18 protein-coding genes and 4 pseudogenes are annotated in these 20,148 nt (G+C 57.7%); 6 read left to right on the plus strand and 16 right to left on the minus strand.

The window, feature by feature from the left end; genetic code table 11:
* Window positions 1–8: 8 nt before the first annotated feature.
* The 3 genes from HU736_RS10235 to HU736_RS10245 all read right to left on the minus strand — a co-directional run bounded on the left by HU736_RS10235 (window position 9) and on the right by HU736_RS10245 (window position 2,018).
* Window positions 9–461: a hypothetical protein gene (locus HU736_RS10235; protein WP_186700038.1), complete on the minus strand. Its 453-nt coding sequence runs from the start codon at window positions 459–461 to the stop codon at window positions 9–11.
* Complete coding sequence (locus HU736_RS10240) at window positions 458–1,162, minus strand: hypothetical protein (RefSeq protein ID WP_186700036.1); 705 nt, start codon at window positions 1,160–1,162, stop codon at window positions 458–460. Before HU736_RS10240 ends, HU736_RS10235 begins: the two co-directional genes overlap by 4 nt.
* Before the next feature lie 253 nt (window positions 1,163–1,415).
* Window positions 1,416–2,018, minus strand: coding sequence for a glutathione S-transferase family protein (locus HU736_RS10245; RefSeq protein WP_186700034.1), 603 nt, complete (start codon window positions 2,016–2,018; stop codon window positions 1,416–1,418).
* Between the two features lie 142 nt (window positions 2,019–2,160).
* Here HU736_RS10245 and HU736_RS10250 point away from each other — a divergent pair, with 142 nt between their 5' ends.
* A complete protein-coding gene (locus tag HU736_RS10250) occupies window positions 2,161–3,351 on the plus strand; it encodes a benzoate/H(+) symporter BenE family transporter (protein WP_186700032.1) in 1,191 nt (396 codons plus the stop codon).
* A gap of 6 nt (window positions 3,352–3,357) precedes the next feature.
* Here the strand turns inward: HU736_RS10250 and HU736_RS22175 are convergent, their stop codons facing one another.
* From HU736_RS22175 to HU736_RS10260, 3 genes and pseudogenes are all read right to left on the minus strand, one after another.
* Entirely contained in the window at window positions 3,358–4,230 is an 873-nt protein-coding gene (locus tag HU736_RS22175) for a methyl-accepting chemotaxis protein (protein ID WP_371411618.1), read from the minus strand.
* A pseudogene (locus HU736_RS22180) lies at window positions 4,219–5,295 on the minus strand (HAMP domain-containing protein); the annotation flags it as partial. The pseudogene HU736_RS22180 and the gene HU736_RS22175, both read right to left, overlap by 12 nt.
* An 85-nt stretch (window positions 5,296–5,380) precedes the next feature.
* Window positions 5,381–6,805: an aminotransferase-like domain-containing protein gene (locus tag HU736_RS10260; RefSeq protein WP_186700028.1), complete on the minus strand. Its 1,425-nt coding sequence runs from the start codon at window positions 6,803–6,805 to the stop codon at window positions 5,381–5,383.
* Window positions 6,806–6,929: 124 nt separating this feature from the next.
* Here HU736_RS10260 and HU736_RS10265 point away from each other — a divergent pair, with 124 nt between their 5' ends.
* From HU736_RS10265 to HU736_RS10280, 4 genes are all read left to right on the plus strand, one after another.
* Window positions 6,930–8,123, plus strand: a complete 1,194-nt coding sequence (locus HU736_RS10265; RefSeq protein ID WP_186700026.1) for an MFS transporter — start codon at window positions 6,930–6,932, stop codon at window positions 8,121–8,123.
* A 48-nt stretch (window positions 8,124–8,171) separates the two neighbouring features.
* Window positions 8,172–9,020, plus strand: coding sequence for a lipopolysaccharide kinase InaA family protein (locus HU736_RS10270; protein WP_186700024.1), 849 nt, complete (start codon window positions 8,172–8,174; stop codon window positions 9,018–9,020).
* Between the two features lie 34 nt (window positions 9,021–9,054).
* Window positions 9,055–9,918 carry a phosphotransferase gene (locus HU736_RS10275; RefSeq protein ID WP_186700022.1) on the plus strand — a complete coding sequence of 288 codons (864 nt, stop codon included), beginning with the start codon at window positions 9,055–9,057 and terminating at the stop codon, window positions 9,916–9,918.
* A 140-nt stretch (window positions 9,919–10,058) separates the two neighbouring features.
* A complete protein-coding gene (locus HU736_RS10280) occupies window positions 10,059–11,060 on the plus strand; it encodes an NADP-dependent oxidoreductase (RefSeq protein WP_186700020.1) in 1,002 nt (333 codons plus the stop codon).
* Window positions 11,061–11,100: 40 nt separating this feature from the next.
* Here the strand turns inward: HU736_RS10280 and HU736_RS10285 are convergent, their stop codons facing one another.
* Together HU736_RS10285 and pyrF are read right to left on the minus strand one after the other, a co-directional pair.
* Complete coding sequence (locus tag HU736_RS10285; protein WP_186700018.1) at window positions 11,101–11,895, minus strand: WaaZ-like lipopolysaccharide core biosynthesis protein; 795 nt, start codon at window positions 11,893–11,895, stop codon at window positions 11,101–11,103.
* Window positions 11,896–12,085: 190 nt separating this feature from the next.
* On the minus strand, window positions 12,086–12,787 hold the full coding sequence (pyrF, locus tag HU736_RS10290) for an orotidine-5'-phosphate decarboxylase (protein ID WP_186700016.1): 702 nt from the start codon (window positions 12,785–12,787) through the stop codon (window positions 12,086–12,088).
* A 179-nt stretch (window positions 12,788–12,966) separates the two neighbouring features.
* Between pyrF and HU736_RS10295 the strand changes: the two genes are divergently transcribed.
* Window positions 12,967–13,134 carry a DUF2897 family protein gene (locus HU736_RS10295; protein WP_103438184.1) on the plus strand — a complete coding sequence of 56 codons (168 nt, stop codon included), beginning with the start codon at window positions 12,967–12,969 and terminating at the stop codon, window positions 13,132–13,134.
* Window positions 13,135–13,175: 41 nt separating this feature from the next.
* Here HU736_RS10295 and HU736_RS10300 read toward each other — a convergent pair whose 3' ends face one another.
* The 8 genes and pseudogenes from HU736_RS10300 to HU736_RS10335 all read right to left on the minus strand — a co-directional run bounded on the left by HU736_RS10300 (window position 13,176) and on the right by HU736_RS10335 (window position 20,143).
* Window positions 13,176–13,499 (minus strand): ComEA family DNA-binding protein, encoded by a 324-nt coding sequence (locus HU736_RS10300; RefSeq protein ID WP_186700014.1) that lies wholly within the window; start codon window positions 13,497–13,499, stop codon window positions 13,176–13,178.
* Window positions 13,500–13,965: 466 nt separating this feature from the next.
* Window positions 13,966–14,352 (minus strand): annotated as a pseudogene (locus HU736_RS10305) (transposase); the annotation flags it as partial.
* A 6-nt stretch (window positions 14,353–14,358) separates the two neighbouring features.
* A pseudogene (locus HU736_RS10310) lies at window positions 14,359–14,589 on the minus strand (IS66 family transposase); the annotation flags it as partial.
* 48 nt (window positions 14,590–14,637) lie between these two features.
* Window positions 14,638–16,168: pseudogene (gene tnpC, locus HU736_RS10315) on the minus strand (IS66 family transposase).
* An 87-nt stretch (window positions 16,169–16,255) separates the two neighbouring features.
* Window positions 16,256–16,546: an IS66 family insertion sequence element accessory protein TnpB gene (gene tnpB / locus HU736_RS10320; protein WP_225912996.1), complete on the minus strand. Its 291-nt coding sequence runs from the start codon at window positions 16,544–16,546 to the stop codon at window positions 16,256–16,258.
* A gap of 199 nt (window positions 16,547–16,745) precedes the next feature.
* Window positions 16,746–18,002, minus strand: coding sequence for a glycosyltransferase (locus HU736_RS10325; protein ID WP_186700012.1), 1,257 nt, complete (start codon window positions 18,000–18,002; stop codon window positions 16,746–16,748).
* A 37-nt stretch (window positions 18,003–18,039) separates the two neighbouring features.
* Window positions 18,040–18,975 (minus strand): hypothetical protein, encoded by a 936-nt coding sequence (locus HU736_RS10330; RefSeq protein WP_186700010.1) that lies wholly within the window; start codon window positions 18,973–18,975, stop codon window positions 18,040–18,042.
* 19 nt (window positions 18,976–18,994) lie between these two features.
* The gene (locus HU736_RS10335) at window positions 18,995–20,143 is read right to left on the minus strand and encodes a WbqC family protein (RefSeq protein ID WP_186700008.1); all 1,149 of its coding nucleotides are present in this window, start codon (window positions 20,141–20,143) and stop codon (window positions 18,995–18,997) included.
* Window positions 20,144–20,148 lie beyond the last annotated feature (5 nt).

A 20,148-nucleotide genomic window follows, 5' to 3' on the forward strand; every position in this document is an offset into this window, starting at 1 on the left:
CGATGGTTTCAAGCACCTGCCCGGATTCGCTGCGCCTTATCCATGCCGAACCACCAGACACTCAAGCACTTCAGTGTTTCTGACAGCACAACCAGCCCTATCGCCAACAACGCGCTGTAGCTCGGGTAAAACCCAAGAGCAGTGGTTAGAAGGGATACCGACGGCACCATCAAGAACAGCCTGAGAGGCGTTTGCGCGAAGCTCAACCACCGTGCACTTTGACGCTGAGTCCAAAACAGCCAGCAGCTGATGAGTATCGATAGTTCAAGCGTCCAACTGAGCGCTACGAAAACGTAAGCCCCCTCCCCATAACGCTCTACCGTCTCCAGCGCAGAATACGCATCTGCCACGAATGGAACATTACCGCGCGCTAAGCTGTGCCCCATATAGGACACGATATGCACTGCGTCAAAACCGGCCCAGATTCGCCATATGATTGCGCTTTTTTGTTGCACGTTCATTTTTCGCCACCGCGATACTCGTAGACTATATCCGGAATCACGGGCACCCAGTGCCACGATTTGCCGCTAACATCCCAGTGATCATCGGCGTGCAGAAAAGTTTGTTTTTGATTCCGGAGCTCTCCGTACCAGTGCTCTGCGGAATCGAGCTTGAACGATAACTCATCAGCTTCAAGCCGCACCCATTCCTGAGTAAATGTACGGATCGTATTTGCGAGACCGCCAGGATCAGAGAAGATAACTTGCCCTTCATTGGACATGCTTCGACTTCGATTGGCTAGAAGAAAAAAAGAGTTTACAGCGCCGTGATAGTCAATATGACTTTTCTGCCACTTGCCGGGTCCGAATTTAACGACGCTGGTGAGGTCCTCATACTTAGCTTGAATGTCTGCCTGCGTAGCAACAGACCGCTCGCCTGCGCGATGAGTGAGAAAGCTGCGGCCAGCAAGGGGACAAAGTGGTCTTTCCGTCAACAGGTACCATTGACGTTTTTCAATTTTCTCTATGATGCGGTCTTCTTGGAGCTGCTGGTACTGACCAAGCTCTGATGAACACTCTTTGATTAGATCATTGAGACCTGGAAGAGAGTAGGGGTTATATAGAAAAAACCTCACAGTTGAACGTGCGAAAAATGGATCTTCGACTTTTGAAAGAGAGTGCCTTTCAAACATGAAACGATCGCGACGTATAAATCGATTCATTTGACTACCTCGCAGAGCTGGCTCTGCTTATTCCTCTAAACCTCCTAATTAAAGATTTTACCAAGCTATGTCTGCAGGAAACGTCTGTAGACCTTGTAGGAAACGTCCCATTCAGAGTAATGACCTACAGAAAATCCTTCACATACGCAATCCGAGTCATGAGCCTCGATCTCCACGCAAGCCGCACGTTAAGTAGACCTCATCGATTCAGCGAAATTGCTGGGGCTGCTTTGCAGCCCCACCTACGCCACCGTCACTCCCCCATCGGCACATGCCGAGGATGCTCGGCGACCCGCACCAGCCACTCGCGCACTGCAGGGTAGCCAGCCAGGTCAAAGCCGCCCTGATGCGCCACATGGGTGTAGGCATACAGCGCCACATCGGCAATTGAATACTGCTCGCCGACCAGGTATGGGGTCATCTCCAGCTGCTTGTTCATCACCTTGAGCGCCTTGTAGCCGCCCTTGTGCAAGCCTTTGTATTCTTCCAGGCGGTCATCCGGCAGGCCCAGGTAGTACTGAATGAAGCGCGCCACGGCGATGTACGGCTCATGGCTGTACTGCTCGAAAAACTGCCACTGCAACACTTGCGTGCGCAGGCGCGGCTCGGTCGGCAGGAACTCGCTGCCATCGGCGAGGAAGTTGAGAATCGCGTTCGACTCCCACAGGCAAGTGCCGTCTTCAAGCTCAAGCACCGGCACCTTGCCGTTAGGGTTCTTGGCGAGAAACTCCGGGGTTTCGGTCTCGCCTTTGAGAATGTCCACCGGGTGCCATTCAAATTCATGCCCGAGCAGGTTCAGCATCAGCTTGACCTTGTAGCAGTTGCCCGATTTGTAATCGCCGTAAACCTTGTACATCGCCCCTTCCCCTCTGCGCAGTTGTCGACCGTGGGCCAATAGTTGGCGACTGTACGGCTAAAAGCAATGGTCGCTGTATGGCAAGGATCAAGCTTGGCCGCGTTAGCCTGCAAAAAATACTTACATGTACAAGGACAGCACCATGACCGATGCCACCTCAGCGCGCCTGCGGCCCTTGGCAGACAGCTCCCCCTCGGCGGTGGTCGCCGGCTTCATCGCCATGCTTACGGGCTACACCAGCTCGCTGGTGCTGATGTTCCAGGCCGGCCAGGCGGCCGGGCTGACCACTGCGCAGATCTCATCGTGGATCTGGGCGCTGTCGATCGGCATGGCGATCTGCAGCATCGGTTTGTCGCTGCGCTACCGCACACCGATCACCGTGGCCTGGTCGACCCCGGGCGCGGCGCTGTTGATCACCAGCCTCGGCGGCGTCAGCTACGGCGAAGCCATAGGCGCCTACATCACCTGCGCGGTGCTGGTGCTGATCTGCGGCCTGACCGGCAGTTTCGAGCGCCTGGTCAAGCGCATCCCGGCATCGCTGGCCTCGGCGTTGCTGGCAGGCATCCTGTTCAAGATCGGCAGCGAGATATTCGTCGCCGCACAACACCGTACCCTGCTGGTGCTGGGCATGTTCTTCAGCTATCTGCTGGTCAAGCGCCTGTCGCCGCGCTACTGCGTGCTGGCTGCGCTGGTGGTCGGCACGGCGTTGTCGGGGGCGTTGGGCCTGCTCGACTTCAGCCACTTCAACCTGCAGCTGGCTACACCGGTGTGGACCACTCCAAGCTTCTCGCTGGCAGCAACCATCAGCATCGGTATCCCGCTGTTTGTGGTGGCGATGACCTCGCAGAACATGCCCGGCGTGGCGGTGCTGCGCTCTGACGGATACCAGGTGCCGGCCTCGCCGTTAATCACCGCCACCGGTTTCGCCTCACTGCTGCTGGCGCCGTTCGGCTCGCATGGGGTCAATCTGGCGGCCATCAGTGCGGCAATCTGCACCGGCCCGCATGCCCATGAAGACCCGAGCAAGCGCTATACCGCGGCAGTCTGGTGCGGGATTTTCTACGGCATTGCCGGGGTGTTTGGCGCGACATTGGCCGCGCTGTTTGCCGCCCTGCCCAAGGAGCTGGTGCTGTCGATTGCGGCGCTGGCATTGTTTGGCTCGATCATGAATGGCCTGAGTGTGGCCATGAGCGAGCCACGTGAGCGCGAGGCGGCGTTGATCACCTTCATGGTTACCGCCTCCGGGTTGAGCCTGTTCTCGATCGGCTCGGCGTTCTGGGGGATTGTTGCCGGGGTGATTACTTTGCTGATCCTCAACCCGCGCAAGGTTTGATCCGGGCTACAAACGGAAATGCCCAACCATCCCCTTGAGCTCATCGCCCAGCTGGGCCAGTTCGACACTGGAACGGGCATTGCCCTGCATGGCCAGCGCGGCCTGATCGGCGCTGCCGCGGATCTGCGTGACGCTGCGGCTGATCTCGTCACTGACCGAACTCTGCTGCTCGGCGGCAGCGGCAATCTGCTGGTTCATCTGCTGGATCTGTGACACCGCCACCGCGATGCTGGCCAGGGCGCTTTCAGTCTGCAAGGTGTCGGCCACTGCCAGGCGCACCAGCTCGGTACTGCCACGGATCTGCGCCACCGACTGCTCGGCATTGCCGCGCAGGCTGGCGACCAAGCGCTCGATATGTTCGGTCGACTGCTGCGTGCGCTTGGCCAACGCCCGCACCTCATCCGCGACTACCGCAAAACCGCGGCCCTGCTCGCCCGCCCGCGCCGCCTCGATGGCGGCATTCAGCGCCAGCAGGTTGGTTTGCCCAGCAACGCTCTTGATCACTTCAAGCACATCGCCAATGGTATGAATCTCGGCACTCAAGCTGTCGATACCGGCGCTGGCCGCTTCCGCCGCCACGGCCAGCTGCTCGATGCGCTGCAGGCTCTGACGCACCACCTGCTGGCCCGAGTCGACCTTGCCGTCGGCGACTTCGGCCGCCTGCGCCGCCTGCTCGGCATTGCGCGCAACATCGTGCACGGTCGCGCTCATCTGCTGCATGGCGGTGGCGACCTGCTCGGTCTCCTGCTGCTGGCTGCCAACCTCACGATTGGTCTGTTCGGTGACCGCCGACAACGACTGGGCGCTGCCGGCCAATTGCTCGATACCCTGTTGCAGGCCGCTGACAATGCCACTCAAGCCCGCCGCCATCTGCTGCATCGCCAGCAGCAGTTGGCCGACTTCATCGCGGCGCGGCGGCTCAGCCTCGCCGGCCAGGTCACCGGCGGCAATCCGCTGGGCGCGACCGATCACCCGCTGCAACGGGCCGACTATCGCCCGGGTGATCAACCAGGCCGCCAGCAAGCCGACCAGCAGCGCCAGCGCGGTGGCGATGGCAATCGCCACGCCGTTGCGCTTGAGCTCGCTGTGCATGGCCTGCTCTTGGCTGGCGTAAGCCTGGTCGACCGCGCTGGTGGCCTGGTTGGCGCGCGCCTGCAACTGCGCCTTGATGCCCTGCTCTTGCGCAAGCAGGTCGGTGTATTCATTGAGCTTGTCGGCAAAGCTGGCGATATGCCCGGCGACTTCAGCGAGCACACCTTGATAACCGCTGTCGGCAACTGCGCTTCTGAGTTGCTCGGCCAGGCTGGCCGCCTCGACGGTCTGGGCGATGCGGCCACTGTTGACCTCTTCGCCTTTGCGGCTTTGCTCCAGGCGCACACGGGCCTCGTCCATCGCCTGCAGCATCAAACGCGAGACCGCTGCCACCTGCGTGGCCTGGTCGAGGAACTCGCTGCCCTGCTGGCCCTGGGATTGTTTCAGGGTGTAGGCGCCGTCATCAGCCAGGCCGGCCTGGAGCACGTCGAGGTTGTTGGCGACGCTGGAGACCGACCAACTGGCCGTGTCCAGTGCCAGCTCCTTGGCCTGCACTGCCTCGACAAAGGCGTCGAACGCCTGGCCATAGGCGCTCAGATCCGCTTCGGTGGCGCTCAACTGGGACACGCCGCGGGCTCGCTCAAGAAGATTTTGCAGGCCGCTGCGCAGTTTGTCGGCCTCCTCGCTGTCGGAACGCAAGGCAAAACCCTGCTCATGCTGGCGCAGGCGCAGCAGGTCACTGTTGAACTGAGTCATCTGCCGCAGGCTGTCGAAGCGCTGGCTGACGCTGTACAGCGAAGCCACGCCGATCGCCGCCACTGCCAAGGTCAACAGCAGTACCAAGGCAAAGCCCAGGCCGAGTTTGCGGGCCATGCCCAGGTTGGCCAGAACACCGTGCTTGCTCGCCGTCATTGCTCATCCCCCGGTTGCGAAGGCCAAGAGTGACAACGCCGCCAGCCCCCTCACAAGGGATTGAGGCAACAATGGTGTCAAATAGCTATGTGATGTCGCCCAGAGCATGATCGAGGTCGCCTTTGGCCTCACCCGCCGCACGCAGGAACCCCTGGGCGCGCACGTCCTGAGCATAGGCGACATTGATCCGCAGCCAGGCGCTGCTGTGCCCTTGATAATCGAACGCAGCACCCGGCGTGAGCAGCACCGAATGCGCCAGCGCCAGGCGCTCGAGGCTGGCAAAATCGTGCCCAGGTGCCCGCACCCAGACGAACATGCCGCCATTGGGCTCGGCGAACACCTGCCAGCCATATGCCTCGAGCTGAGCCAACAGCGCGGCCCTGTGCTGACCCAGCCGCACGCGCAGGCGCTGGGTGCTCTTGCGGTAACTGCCGTTGGCCAGCATCTGCGCCAGCACCTGCTCGGCAAAGCGCGAAGTACCAATGCCGCTGACCATTTTCAACTCGGCCAGGCGCGTGATCAGCGCGGCATCGGCGACCACATAACCGACCCGCAGCGAACTGCTCAAGGTCTTGGAAAAGCTCGCCAGGTAGATTACCCGCTGCTCACTGTCGAGGGTCGCCAGCCGTGTCGCCGGGCCTTCCTGAAAGTCGGCATAGATGTCGTCTTCGATGATCCGCAGGTCATGCTCGCGGGCCAGTTCCAGCAGGCGGTAGGCGACCTTCGGCGTGAGGCTGGTGCCGGTCGGGTTGTGATACAGGCTGTTGATGAACAGGCAGCGCGGCCGGTGCTCGACCAGCAGGCGCTGCAGCGCGTCCAGATCCGGTCCATGGACGGTGCGCGGCACGGCAAGCATGTTTACCTGGTGGGTGCGCAGCAGGTTGAACAGGTTGTAGTACCCCGGGTTTTCCACCAGCACCGTATCGCCCGGTCGCAGCAACGCGCGCACCAGCAGGTCGAGCGCCTGGCTGGCGCCGTGGGTGGTGACAATGCGCTCGGCGCCTGCGGCGATATCCAGCCGTTCCAGACGCTTGTGCAACTGCTCGCGCAGGCTGGCCAGGCCGAGCGGCGGCGCGTAGTCGAACAGGTCGGCCGGGTTGCCACGGCTGACCTGGCGAATGGCCTGGGCCAGTTCATCTGCGGCGCGCCAGGCCGATGGCAACCAGCCGCAGCCGAGCTTGAGCAGTGCCTCCTGGCCTTCGTCGAACTGCCGCCACTTGCCATCGACCGTCTCGCCCCACAGCGCTGCGTCCTGCTCAGGCAGCCCGGCCTTGCGCTCGGCGACGAAAAAGCCGGTGCCGTGGCGCGCCTCCAGCCAACCGCTGGCCACCAGCCGATCGTAGGCCTCGATCACACAGGCGGCGCTGACCCCGTGGGTTTTCGCCAAGGCCCGGATCGACGGCAGCCGCGCGCCCGGACGCAGGCGTTGCTGCTCGATCCAGGCTTGCAGCTGGGTGGTGAGTTGCTGAACCAGCGACACGGCGCTGAGGCGATCGAGGGTGAGGTGCATAGATCAACTGTTCGCGATTTTTATGCGAACAGTTAAGCATAAATGGCTGCCCGCTGTGCCTTGTTGCGCGCCCACAGCAAGCGCAGCCTGCAGCCAGTACCCGTTCAATCAAGGACCTGCGTCAATGCGCGACCGCCACGCCCCCGCCCTGCTCGCCTTCGCCCTGTGCATCATCACCCTTGCAGTCAACCTGCAGGCACCTCTCTACACCGCCTATGCCGACCTCTCCGGGCTGGGCGCGACGGCTACCGCCGTGGCGTTTTCCGCCTATGTGCTGGGCGTGCTGCCGGTGCTGCTGGCTCTGGGCGGGCTTGCCGACCGGATTGGCCGGCGGCCGATGATCATCGCCGCGTTGAGCTTGTCGATCATTGCCACCCTACTCGCGCTCAGCCTACCCAGCCTGTACAGCATTGGCATCGCGCGGATGCTGCTCGGTATCGGCACCGGCCTCGCCTCGGCCACCGCCACCGTATACATGAGCGAACTATTGCCTGCCGAGCGCAGCAGCAGCGCCGCCAGTTGGGTCACTGCCAGCACCTCGCTGGGCTTTGGCCTGGGCGCTGCGCTGACCAGCCTGTGCCTGCTACGCGGGCCCAGCCTGAGCCCGGCCAGCTTTTATTTGCATCTGTTGCTGGCCGCGCTCGCGCTGATACTGGTCTGGCGCCTGCCGGAGCCACGCCAGGCAGCACGCACGGCCATGCTGCGCCTGCCTTGCTACCCGCCCGGCAGCCTGGTGTATGGCTGCGCCATTCTGCTCGCCTGGGCCTGCGTCGGGCTGGTCACCGGGCTGCTGCCGGCAGTACTGCGTCAGCATGATTTGAGCGCCTGGTCGGGGTTTTCCACGTTCTGCGTGATCAGCTGCGGTGTGCTGTTTCAGCCCTTGGCCAAGCGCCTGCCCAGTGCCACGGCGGTGCTGCTCGGGCTGGCGATTCTGCCCTGCAGCTATGCGCTGCTGGCCTGGGGCGCAGAACGCGGCGCGCTGCTGGCGGTGCTACTCGGTGCCGTCGCGGCCAGCAGCGCCTGCTACGGCTTTATTTACCTAGGCGGGCTGGCGGCGGTCAATGAACTGGCCACCGAAGAAAAGACCCGCGCCACTGCAGGGTTCTTCCTGTTGGCGTATGTCGGCTTCAGTTTGCCAGTGATCGTTACCGGCTTGATCGGCGACTGGCTGGGCATGCGCATGGCGTTGATGCTGTTTGGCATGGCATTGCTGGCGGGCAGTGTCGCTATCGCCGTCGCGCTGGCTCGGCAACACAACCAACGTCTTGGATCCAAAAAAGAGCACAGTGCCTATAGGACAAATCTGAAAGAAATGTGAAAATAGTGTGAATATTTGTAAAACTGAACTATTGAGCAAGGATGCAGCGTGTCACCGGACCCAAGTGCCTGGCCAAAAGAGTACCCCTTCACCCTCAAGCATCGCCGGACTACACTGCACTTCCAGGCGCCACTGGCAGAACACACCCGAGCAGCCCTTGAACGCCTGGTCGAGCGCGCTCGCGTGCCCGGCGCCAAGCGCATCAGTGCACCGCTTGACTGCGAGCGCAGCCAGCTGTTCGCCAAGCGCGAGCAGCTCGACAGCCTGAAGAAAAAGTGGCGCGTGCAGCGCGGTGCGGCGCGCAGTGATGGCACCTACGACTGGGCCGTCGAAGAAATCATCAATACCCACAAAGCCTATCAACGCGGCGCTCCGGTACCCGAGCTGGTGGGCTTTGGCTACACCCGCTCCCGGCTTGGCCTGGTGCAGGACCTGTTCGTCATCACCCGCCTGCTGCAGGGCTACAGCGATGGCCTCAGCGTGCTGCAGCAAGACCCCAGCAGCGTCTACCGCGTGCTCGATGCCTCGACCGAATTGATGTTCAGCCTGCACAAGCAAGGCATCACCCACATGGACCTGTGGGCCGGCAACGTCATGCTCTGCGACAGCCAGGCAGGCGCGCCGGTAGCAATTGATCTGGAAAACAGCTTCTTCGTGCCCAGTGCGTTCGCCAGTGAAACCCTCGGCTTCCAGTTTGGTTTTCTCTACCTGCGGGAAATCTACCGTTACATCACCGAAGCCAAGTACGACGCGTGGGTGGACATTGCGCTAAGCAACTTTGCCCCGGAGATTGATAAAGCCGCCTTCCGCCGGGTTTATGAATATGCCAAGCATGAGCACATCGGGCGCCTGGATCGTCGCGAGATCTTCCTTACAGGCCAGGTGGCCGGCTGCTGAGCAGCATTTTCAGACTTGTTTGTCGGAGCACTCCATGCGTCACCTCAAGCACCTGACTGGCGCTTTCACGCGCCAGCGTATTCAGGGCAACACCTTTCATCTCGATCCAGGCCAGAGCCAACCACTGGCCTCTGCGATCACGGCGTTTCTGGCAGCGCCCGAGCAACACCAGACGCTCGATATCCCCGAAGCCACCCGCGGCGTTTACCTGCTGCACGGCGAACGCAAATGGGTGCTCAAGCACAACCGCCTGCAGCATTGGAAAAAGCGCCTGCAAAACTACCTGGGCCTGAAAAAGAGCTACGGCCTGCACGATCTGACCAACGAGTTCATCAACCTCTCGGTGGCCGGCAGCAAGTCGCAACTGGCGCCCAGAGTTGCCGCCTTTGGTTACCAGGCGCGCTTCCCATTCCTGCGCGACGAGTACCTGCTGATCGAGTTTCTCGACGACCACAGCAACGTCGATGAGCGCCTCAGCGCCCACCCCGATACAGCTGCAACGTTGCTGCCACAGGTGTTCGCGCTGTTCAGCCAGATGCTTGCCGATGGCTTCGTGCACATGGACCCGCACCCGAAGAACATCCTCATCAGCCCGAGCGGCGAACTGCGCCTGATCGATTTCGAGTGCTGCGCACACACAGTGATCGACCCGGACTTCAGCCTGGGCTTTCTGATGGGCTACTTCTATCACTTCTGGATCAAGCGGTTTGTCGCACTGGACGAATACCGCGCGTCCAGCGAGGCGTACCTCGCAGCCACTCAACCGCACTTGAACAGAGCGGTATTCGAGCCCGTCTTCGAACGCTTTTTGACTGACAAGGTCTCTCGTACCACGCGCTATTCGATCCTCACCAGCGCGCCCGCGCAACTGGCATTCAAGGCCAGCCTGCGCGGTTGAGCCACGCGCCTAGGCCGCAGCGGGGCCGATACCGGCCATCACCCTGATGGATCACCGGCCATTCGCCCCGCGCACAAGCCTTGCCAGCGGCTCCCCGTACCTCTATCAAAGGCAGTGTCCATTTTTCAGTGAGAGCCCCCATGACCCAGACCAACCGCCGCTTCCTGCTCGCCAAACGCCCTGTCGGCGCCGTCACCCGCGAAGACTTCAGCTTTGAGCAAGGGCCCGCCGCCGAGCCTGCCGAGGGTCAGATCCAGGTTCGCAACCTGTACCTCTCGCTCGACCCGGCCATGCGCGGCTGGATGAACGAAGGCAAGTCCTACATCCCGCCGGTGGGCCTTGGCCAGGTCATGCGCGCCCTTGGCGTCGGCGAGGTAACTGCCTCCAAACACCCTGACTTCAAGCCCGGCGTCCACGTCAGCGGCGCCCTTGGCATCCAGGACTACTTCACCGGCGAGCCGCAGGGCCTGCACAAGATCGACCCCAATCTCGCACCCCTGCCCCGTTACCTGTCGGCACTGGGCATGACCGGCATGACCGCCTACTTCGCCCTGCTCGACGTCGGCCAACCGAAAGAAGGCGAAACCGTAGTCATCTCCGGCGCTGCCGGCGCAGTTGGCAGCATCGCCGGGCAGATCGCCAAGCTCAAAGGCTGCCGTGTAGTCGGCATCGCCGGTGGCAAGGACAAGTGCCAATACCTGCAGGATGAACTCGGTTTTGACGGAGTCATCGACTACAAGGCTGAAGACGTACTGGCCGGTCTCAAGCGTGAATGCCCGAAAGGTGTCGACGTGTACTTCGACAACGTCGGCGGCGACATCCTCGATGCCGTGCTCAGCCGCCTCAACTTCAAGGCCCGCGTGGTCATCTGCGGCGCTATCAGCCAGTACAACAACAAGGAAGCGGTCAAAGGCCCGGCCAACTACCTGTCGTTGCTGGTCAACCGTGCGCGGATGGAAGGCTTCGTGGTGATGGACCACGCCAAGGAGTATGGCAAGGCCGCACAAGAGATCGCCGGCTGGATGGCCAGCGGCAAGCTCAAGAGCAAAGAGCATGTGGTCGAGGGGCTGGAGACCTTCCCGGAAACGCTGCTCAAGCTGTTCAACGGCGAGAACTTCGGCAAGTTGGTGTTGAAGGTCTGATCAAGTAGCCACTGGATGGCGGGCGAAGCGCCTCTGGGCATTACCCCGCCATCAGCTGCTGCTGGGGATGCTCAGCGCTGAGTGACCTTGGCCTGGCACCACCTTTGCGAGAAACCATCGAATGCGCTTGCTCGACAGTGATCTTTGGGATCACCGAAGCCGGGATGCGTGACGCTGCAGACAGGTTGAACACGGCAAAACGCTCGTCCACCACCCGCTCGGCCATCAGCTTGAGTGACGGCAATACCCGCCCTTCATAATGCTGATCAAGCCCACAGGGCGACTTGGCAGAATCGGCTGTTTCATAGAAACGTCCAGCGGCCTGGTTCAGGTCCACCCCGACCAGCAATACCTTGCTGAAGCCCAGATGATAAGCGAGCTGCAACGCCGCATATGCGACTGTGCGCGCATCGAAAAAGCCTTCTGTGAGGTCCTTGCTGAAACCGATCGAGCGTGCACGCGCATTCCAGGCAAAACGAGGGCGCACGCACGCGGACTGGCCTTGCGACATCGACTGTTTCAAGGAAAATCCGGCGGCTTTCTGCAATGGATACAGTTTGGCAGAGCAAGTACCGGCCACCTCGGCGATCTGCTCCGACCACAAGGCTACATGCTGGCTGCTGCTCAACGCCTGGGCGAATAACTCGGGCTGCTGCTTGGGGAAGCTGGTGTCGGTGCAGATGTAGAAGAACGGCTTGATCGCTGTGTCGGCGAACATCGAGATGGCGCCATTCATGGTGATTACCGGCACACCGGCGAAGCGCTCCAGCGGGAAGTCCTTGGCGGAGCTGCCCGAGGCCATGATGATGACCGAGCCCTTGGCGATGTTGCGCACATCAGCAAAGTCACCAATGACTGGCTTAGAAGTCTCAGTACCGCCCGATGTAGCCGCCAAAGTGTCTGCCCCAATCCGAATTTTCGGATAATTCTGACAGAAAAATCGGCGCAGAGTTCAGGCGCTGGTCGTAGTTCCCCCGAAGACTATGAAATAAAACTCATCTACCGGGGGCTGTGCAGGGCTGTATTCAGCCGCGAATCTCGGCAACAACTGCCGCAAGTGCCTGGGCCGGATCGGCCGCTTGGCTGATCGGGCGACCAATAACCAGGTAATCAGACCCAGCACCCAGTGCCTGGCGCGGGGTGAGAATGCGGCGCTGATCGTCTTGTGCGCTGCCGGCAGGACGAATCCCCGGGGTCACCAGTTGCAGCGACGGATGGGCCGCTTTCAGTGCAGTGGCCTCCAGCGCCGAGCAGACCAGCCCGTCCATACCGGCCTTCTCAGCCAATGCCGCCAGACGCAGCACTTGCTCCTGTGGCTCGATATCCAGACCAATACCGGCCAGGTCCTCCCGTTCCATGCTGGTCAGCACGGTCACACCGATCAGCAACGGCTGCGGCCCACTACGCTTGTCCAGCACATCGCGGCACGCCGCCATCATGCGCAGGCCGCCCGAGCAGTGCACGTTGACCATCCACACGCCCATCTCGGCGGCGGCCTTGACTGCCATCGCGGTGGTATTGGGGATGTCATGGAATTTGAGATCGAGGAACACCTCGAAGCCCTTGGCGCACAACGTCTCGACGATACCCGAAGCGCTGCTGGTGAACAGTTCCTTGCCAACCTTTACCCGGCACAGTGCAGGGTCGAGCTGGTCGGCCAACTGCAGGGCAGCTTCACGGGTAGGGAAATCCAGGGCGACGATCAGGGGCGTCTGGCAAGCAGGCATTGGCAAGGTCTCATGGCGGGTCGTAAACGGCGCGCATTGTAAACCAAGTGGGGTGCGCTTTGCAGGCCGCAGGTCACGAGAATGGCAGGGTTTGCGAGGGCTATAATGGAACCAAAGGGCGTGGCGTCCGCTCGTAATTGGTACAAGCGAAGCTGTTTACTGCCCGTAGGAGAATGACGATGCCTTGGTATGCCTGGTTGATATTGGTCGTTGCCATCGGCTCGATCGTGGGTGGTTTGATGATGCTGCGTGATACGGCGAAGAAGCTGCCGTTGACAGAGGAGCAGCTGCGCAAGGTGCATGAGCGTAATGCGCAGATGGATGCCAAAGAATCCAAAGACCTGTGAATGATTGATGGCCGGCGCAAGGCCGGCCATCGCTTGCGTGCTTACTCCACAGTAAGCCTGTCGCGGTTACGCTCCATCAGAGCGTTGCCGATGCCCTTGATCTCCAGAAGCTCATCAACGGACTGGAACGGGCCGTTTGCTTCGCGGTAGGCGACGATGGCCTGGGCTTTGGCTTGGCCGATGCCGTTTAGTTCGCGCTGGAGGGTGGAGGCGTCGGCGGTGTTCAGGTTGGTTTTGGGTTGGGCTGTGGTGGCTTGGGCGACGATTGGGACGGGCTCAATGGGCGCCGCTGGCGCGGCACTTGCTGAGAATGAAAGGCCTGCGAACAGTGGGAGTAGAAGATAGGAAAGAATGATATTTCGCATTGGGGACACTCCTGTCGTATGGGACGTTTTGGTGCAGCGTTCCTTGGCTGCAGGCAAAAGGTAAACAACAGAAAACCTCCCGAAAACTATTATTTGTTATCCAAAAATTGCTTACGCATTTTGAAACTAGTACCAAAAGAACAAAAGTGGTGAGACTAGGGGCGAAAGCCTGTAGGAAATCTCGAAAATGACACTAGAGAAAAACGAAAGGATACAGAAACGTTGGGTTTCATACCGTCGAAATTACTAAATCAAACGAAATCATTCGAGAGGGAGATAAGGGGTTTTGGCCCATGATTACCCGGACTATCAACGCTTTTCAAAATTGAGACGCCGATAATTCATGAGGGGATGGAAGGAACGACGCAGGTTCTCTGCGTCAGGATGACTCACACCCATTGACGGGACTGTCAGATTTTTTATGTGCGCGGCCCGATAATGGCCTGCCGTCAGGCAGGCCGTGCTTTTACCAGGTCGGCCTGATAAATCGATCTCCGTACAGAATCGCAAATTGGTTCATCGCACTTTTCCAATCATGCGCCGCCGCCCCCCCCCCAGTTTGCCGTGATGTTACGCAGCCCAAGCCAGATCAGCTTGGTCGCTGCGTCATCCGTCGGGAAGTGGCCCCGGGTCTTGATGATCTTGCGTAGCCGAGCGTTGATGCTTTCGATAGCGTTGGTCGTATAGATCACTTTTCGAACGGCAGGCGGGAAGACAAAGAACGGAATCACTCGATCCCAGGCTCTTCTCCAATCCGCCACCACCGTTGGGTACTGCTACCCCAAGGGCCATTTTCAAAGGCACCCAGTGCCTGCTCAGCCGCTTCTGCGTTGATGGCTTGATAGATCGGTTTTTATGGCTCCAGCTTGCTCCAGTTATTGGCGAGGTAACTGATAGCTTTGCCCAAGGCGTTCTGCACAGTGACCTGTGGCCGCGTCTTTTCGATCCAACTTTTCAACTGAGCCAGTATCGGCAGGCTTTGTTCGTGACGACCGATCTTACGTTCAGCGTAGCTGCAAGCCTTTAGGTGGCGTTCGATGCCGTAAAGCTTGTTGATCAGGACCAGTGCGATATCCGTGCGCCCCGTTTTATTGTAAGCGATCCATGAACCCCACCTACCGCAAGGTGAGGCTACGGTTTACCGTGGCATTTCTGGTGAGCAGTTCCACGGCAACAGCGCTTCGTAATCTTCAACCGTCTGCGCCTGTGGCAACCGTTCCAGTACGTAGCGCAGCCACGTATAGGACTCTTGGCCGTTGATCTTGGCCGTCTCGACCAAACTGTAGAGCTGAGCGCTGCCGGCGGCACCCTTGGGCGTATCGCTGAACAGCCAGGCTTTGCGCCCGATCACAAATGGCTTGATCGCGCGCTCCGCAGCGTTGTTGTCGATCGGCAAAAATCCGGCCTCCACATAGCGCTCCAGCCGAGTCCAGTTGCTGGCCAGGTAATTCACCGCCTTGCCTAATACGCTTTGCGGTGTCACGTGTGGCTGCGTCTTGTCCATCCTGCTTTTCAACTGCCTCAGGATTGGCAAGCTCTTTTCCTGGCGGCCGGTAAATCGCTGCTCATCGTTGGCATCTTTCAATTCACGCTCGATGCCATACAGCTTATTGATCATTGCCAGCGCCATATCCGCGCGCCCGGTCTTGCCCTTGGGTTGTACTTTCTGCGCTTCAACAAACTTGCGGCGCGCATGGGCCATACACGCCAAACGCTCGATACCCGGCTGCAACGTCAAGGCGTTATAGCCCGCGTAATCGTCCGTCATCACATAGCCGCGATAACTTTCCAGCAGGCGCAGTGGCACTTCCTGCGCACGGCTGGAGGTGTAGTCGAACAGTACGACTTTTCGATCCGGCGGCCCACTGGCTTGCACCCACATCCAGGATTGGCTGGTCGGGTCTCTATCCGGTTCTTTCAGGACTTGAACGCGTGTTTCATCACAATGGATGATCGGGCTTTCCAGCAACCGGTCTCGCATCAGATTCAGCAGTGGTTGCAGGTGCTCGCCGCACTGAATCACCCAGCGCGCCAAGGTCTGACGCGGGATCTCAATACCGTGTCGGCTCAGCACCGTTTCAAAACGGTGCAGCGGTAAGCCGTCGACATACTTGGTCGTCTGCAGCATCGCCAGCACGCTTGGGCTGGCCATGCTTTTTTCGATCAACTGAGCGGGTTTGTCAGCGGTGACCGGAACGGTTTCGCAGCCACGGCAGCCGTAAACTTTACGGATGTGTTTGATCACACGAATCTGCATCGGCACGATATCCAGCTGCTCGCTGGTTTCTTCACTGATCACATGCTTGCGGCAACCGCAGGCATGTGATCAGTTCATGCTCGGGCAGTTCGTGGATCACTTCAATGCGCGGCAGCTCAGTGGACAGCGGCTTGCGTTTACCGCGACGCGGGGTTGGAGCAACAACGTCCTCGTCCTCATCCACCTGAGTTATCAACACGCTTTCAGGCTCATTGAACAACGCCAGTTGCGACGTGTTGGGCTCAACGGTCTGCTCGGACTCGCGGCAGAACAGACAGTCGCGCAACAGCTTGATCTGCTCTTTGAGATCGACAATCTCGCCCTTATCGACCGTGCGCTCAATCATCAACTGCGCAAGCAGTTGCTTGAGCAATACAGGATCATCGGGAAGGTCTTCGGGTATGGAAATCATCGCCCGGATTATACCGAATCAGGCGACGAATCGCGGCGTCAAAACTTGATGGGGGCGGTTGCGCCAAAGGTCAAAACCGTCGAGCAATCAGTTCAGTTCCTGAACCGTGAGGACTATCGCCTCGTCGGTGACATCGGGCGATGTTTTGAATCGCTCAGACTCCAGGCGCTTGAGCCAAAGGCAGAAGCCGTTGCGCTCCCAGTAAAGGATTTTCACCCGATTGCGGTGGCGATTCAGAAAAACAAAAAGCACCGGATCGAAAACCGCCACTTTGATATCCAGTTCGACCAAGACTGCCAAGCCGTCAATGGATTCTCGGAAGTCGACGGGTTTGGGGTAGAGGTAGACTTTTTCGACTTTGGCGTTGGATCGCATCATGGCGGACGGGCTCCGGAAAGAAATCGGGAGCACAGCATCCGGGATCAGTTGGAGGCTTTGAACGTGGGGTTCATGGAGCGCTTACGAATTAACGACTCGAACCGACGCTATATACGTAGATACGCTCGCCCAAACCGATATCGGTCAGGGGCGAGGCATAAGAACGCAAACTAATCGATACTGTATGGTATTACAAACGCTAGGCAAGTCGGACTTTTTCCATGACTCGCCGCATGAACCGAGCCAAGCCAACACGCTTGTAAAAGCTGTAAACCTCTCTCCAATAGGCTTTCTTAAACGTAGCTTTCGAAGAGTCAATCAGCGTCCGTGCAATAAGCTTCTTCTGCAACTTTGCCTGCGCTCTGATTTGCTGATGATTGAAGTGCATATAGGCAACTAAGTCAATCTGCTGCTGCCTGGCAAGCACCCGATGATAAACAACTTCGCACTCGCGAGCGACGACAACCGGATCATGGGTTTCACAGCAATAACGATAGCCGCGCTCTGCGATCTCCTTACGTAGCTCATAGGAAGAAACCAAATCTCGGAGCACTCGCTCAATCGACTCAGGATTGGCGATGGCGACGGGAGGTTTGCCGTCAAAGTGGCTGAGCAAATCGTCACGAACATATGAAACAACAGTCTTACCAAGCGCCATTGCCTCAACAGCAAGAACGCCATACCATCCAATACGCAGCTGATCTACTATAATATCGGCTTTCTCAAATATAGCACGAGCATCGACTTGGGATAAATTTTCAACAAGTTCAAAATCAAAAATCAGCCCCTGAGCGCGCAATACTTCCACCGCTTTAAGGACATGCTCCGTACCCTTGACCCCGCGTCGACTGGGCGCATGCACAATAAGCGGTCGATTGCTCGGCTGAATACCAACATAACCCCATGTGTTAAAATCGATAACTCTTGGAATAACACTTGCGCCAGGTACATAAGTTGCCAATTCCGGATCTGAAACCACCAGCTCATCGGCCAAAGCGCGACACATTGCTACATACGCGACCTGGCTCGGCTCCGGGAATTTAGCCATCAAGCGTTCGGGGTCATCATCAACATAGTGATATGGGTTGTTCGCCGCAAACAAACTTGCCATACGGATTTCACTTCCTCGGAAGTGAACGACTATGCGCTTGCCCGCCGCCTTCAAAGCAAGCAAGTCAGTTCCCATCGGAAAATGAGCCGGCCCCTTATTGAAAAAAGGGGTGATGGCATGAATATGTATGACATCAGCCTCGCCACCAAACTCTGCTAATACGCGGCACTTTTCAGCCGGTCCAGCATCTGGAAAATGGAAATCAGCAGGATAGGAAAACTTATTGTAGCCCATGACTACATTAAAAGCATCTACACCGATACTTCGAAGAGCATTAGCCATCATCGCCGGTTGACCTGCCGAAGGGCTGAATCCATGAAGCACCCTATAGTCCCTGTCGTTCATCTGACCCTCGCACTAATTAACATTGTATATACGACCATCAGATCCCGTCCACGGCTTCAAAAGTTTCAACTTTGGCGGATCCTACGTCACCTTCAAGGCATGCACGAATCGCAGGCAGAAATGCGGCAGCCTGAACAAAAGATCCGAAAAACTTACCCATGATCCCCACGTATGATTGAAGCAACACTAGCACTAGGAATACTTCCCTGATACCAATTTCCAGAATTCCGAACTCCTGAACGACGACCATAACCAAACAGAAAAATATAGAAAATAAAGCGGGCGTCAAGCCAAAAATTGATGAAATAAATATCCGATTGAAATATGACTTATAATAACCCGCCACTTCCGCACCATAAGGAACCTCGACATCTTGTTTCCATGCCGCCATTTTCTTGCCATTTTCAGCAAGCCCTCGCGAAGAAGTAGACATGATTATCGACAGCGCCTGCATGGCTATAAATAGTCCGCCGGCACATAACAGTAGGAACACTATAACACTTAGCAGGTAGGCAAGCGGCAGCAAGAAAACCATAGCCCCAAAGCTAGTAATCAACAGCAAAACCATACTTGCCGCCTTCATACTCGCCGAAGACATTCGGCCGTAATAATTCGATGCTCGACTAACATTACCACCGACTTGCCTCACATCTACCCTGAGCTTCTCAGCAAACCACTTTTCCCTTGATATAACAACCCGGGCCTCAATAAACACCTGCAGCAATCTTGCTGATAGAAGAACAACCGAGATTAAAAGCGCTGCAAAAATCAGGAGATTCTTGTCCGTGAGTACAGCGAAATCCCCAACTCGGTCGACAACCCTGAATATATCCATGCCAAAGTAAAGCGCTATCAGCGCACTGAAAGCCAGCGTGGAGCCAATGACAACCAAGCCAGAGAGCGCATGGACCGCCACTAGGCATCTATTGTTTACAGCACTACCAAGAAAAAGTGACCATTCAGCTCTATTCATCGGTCATAAAACCTCATGGCTAGCGATCGAGGGCCATCTGCTTGAAACTCGCAGTGACTTCCTTGGCACCGATATTGAACAGTGCATCCAGCACACCCAGGCCGGCAATAAAACTTGAAGAATTCTGCAAATACGGACTGGGGGAAAAATTCGAGTAAACGAGATCAATGTCGTGCTGCTCATAAATCGCATCACTTTGATAGTTTGCACCGCCAGCACCGGAAATATAAGTTGTCCCGCCGACTTTCGCCACCAGACTCGCCAACCGAACATCACTGAGACCAGCAACATCCATTTCAGATGACCGGAGCAGAATACAGTCAATTTCTAATTGGGCTGCAATATACTTTATTAAGGAAATATTCAAATCAGCAAAATTCATGCTGCAATTTTTCGATAGTATCGCAGCAATGTCAGGATAATAATCAGCAAAAAATGGCGAGCGACCGTAGACGACTTCAAGTGTACGCAAATGCTTGCTTACCCAATCACCAACCGCCGGGTACACATCCACTATCGGTGTCTTATATTTACCACCACTAGGCACAGTCAGCCAACTTGCTTCTTCATTAATACAGATCTTATTACGATTTACGTACCCACCTTTCGGAAAATCAGCATCATCCAAAAAAATAAAAACATTGGAAATGCTCATCTTGTAAAAATAACCAAGCCAAGGCAAATAGTTAGGCTGATGTATTCCTACCCTAATATCGCTGGAGGAGGTCAACATCATTACGACAAGTCCATTTTCAGTCGAAATTTCATGAAACCCATTCTTTTTGTAAAAAGATCGCGCAGGAAGATTTACCTCCGGCGTTTTAAGAATGATACCCAACAATCCCTCACGCGTGATCGCGCGGCTCAACTCTTGCAGAACAAGGGCACCTAACCCACGGCCCCGCCAGTCCTTGTCAACAACCAGACGGTGCACCCATAGAAACCCGCCCTTTGCAGAGCAGAGGCAAAATCCGACCAGCTCACTATCGACTGAAATGAGCCTGGAAAGTTCCCATTTCTGTGGCAATGGCTTTAAATAATGCTCCTCAGACCATCCCATCCAAGACTCATCAGAGGACAGAGCCTCCAGCTTGGGCCATAAGGTCGCGACCTTGTGCTCGGTGAGCACGTCGAAGGAAATGGAATTGCTGTGAACGACGTTATTCAAGAGCA

Source organism: Pseudomonas shirazensis (assembly GCF_014268785.2).
GTDB classification, from domain to species: Bacteria; Pseudomonadota; Gammaproteobacteria; order Pseudomonadales; family Pseudomonadaceae; genus Aquipseudomonas; species Aquipseudomonas shirazensis.

What these genes read in the sequence shown, in the direction of transcription:
- HU736_RS10245 (WP_186700034.1), bottom strand. Translation starts at nt 2,018, where the DNA reads ATGTACAAGGTTTACGGCGATTACAAATCGGGCAACTGCTACAAGGTC.
- HU736_RS22175 (WP_371411618.1), bottom strand. Translation starts at nt 4,230, where the DNA reads ATGCAGCAGATGGCGGCGGGCTTGAGTGGCATTGTCAGCGGCCTGCAA.
- HU736_RS10265 (WP_186700026.1), top strand. Translation starts at nt 6,930, where the DNA reads ATGCGCGACCGCCACGCCCCCGCCCTGCTCGCCTTCGCCCTGTGCATC.
- HU736_RS10325 (WP_186700012.1), bottom strand. Translation starts at nt 18,002, where the DNA reads ATGAACGACAGGGACTATAGGGTGCTTCATGGATTCAGCCCTTCGGCA.
- HU736_RS10275 (WP_186700022.1), top strand. Translation starts at nt 9,055, where the DNA reads ATGCGTCACCTCAAGCACCTGACTGGCGCTTTCACGCGCCAGCGTATT.
- HU736_RS10295 (WP_103438184.1), top strand. Translation starts at nt 12,967, where the DNA reads ATGCCTTGGTATGCCTGGTTGATATTGGTCGTTGCCATCGGCTCGATC.
- tnpB (WP_225912996.1), bottom strand. Translation starts at nt 16,546, where the DNA reads ATGATGCGATCCAACGCCAAAGTCGAAAAAGTCTACCTCTACCCCAAA.
- HU736_RS10240 (WP_186700036.1), bottom strand. Translation starts at nt 1,162, where the DNA reads ATGAATCGATTTATACGTCGCGATCGTTTCATGTTTGAAAGGCACTCT.
- HU736_RS10280 (WP_186700020.1), top strand. Translation starts at nt 10,059, where the DNA reads ATGACCCAGACCAACCGCCGCTTCCTGCTCGCCAAACGCCCTGTCGGC.
- pyrF (WP_186700016.1), bottom strand. Translation starts at nt 12,787, where the DNA reads ATGCCTGCTTGCCAGACGCCCCTGATCGTCGCCCTGGATTTCCCTACC.
- HU736_RS10250 (WP_186700032.1), top strand. Translation starts at nt 2,161, where the DNA reads ATGACCGATGCCACCTCAGCGCGCCTGCGGCCCTTGGCAGACAGCTCC.
- HU736_RS10235 (WP_186700038.1), bottom strand. Translation starts at nt 461, where the DNA reads ATGAACGTGCAACAAAAAAGCGCAATCATATGGCGAATCTGGGCCGGT.
- HU736_RS10300 (WP_186700014.1), bottom strand. Translation starts at nt 13,499, where the DNA reads ATGCGAAATATCATTCTTTCCTATCTTCTACTCCCACTGTTCGCAGGC.
- HU736_RS10260 (WP_186700028.1), bottom strand. Translation starts at nt 6,805, where the DNA reads ATGCACCTCACCCTCGATCGCCTCAGCGCCGTGTCGCTGGTTCAGCAA.
- HU736_RS10330 (WP_186700010.1), bottom strand. Translation starts at nt 18,975, where the DNA reads ATGAATAGAGCTGAATGGTCACTTTTTCTTGGTAGTGCTGTAAACAAT.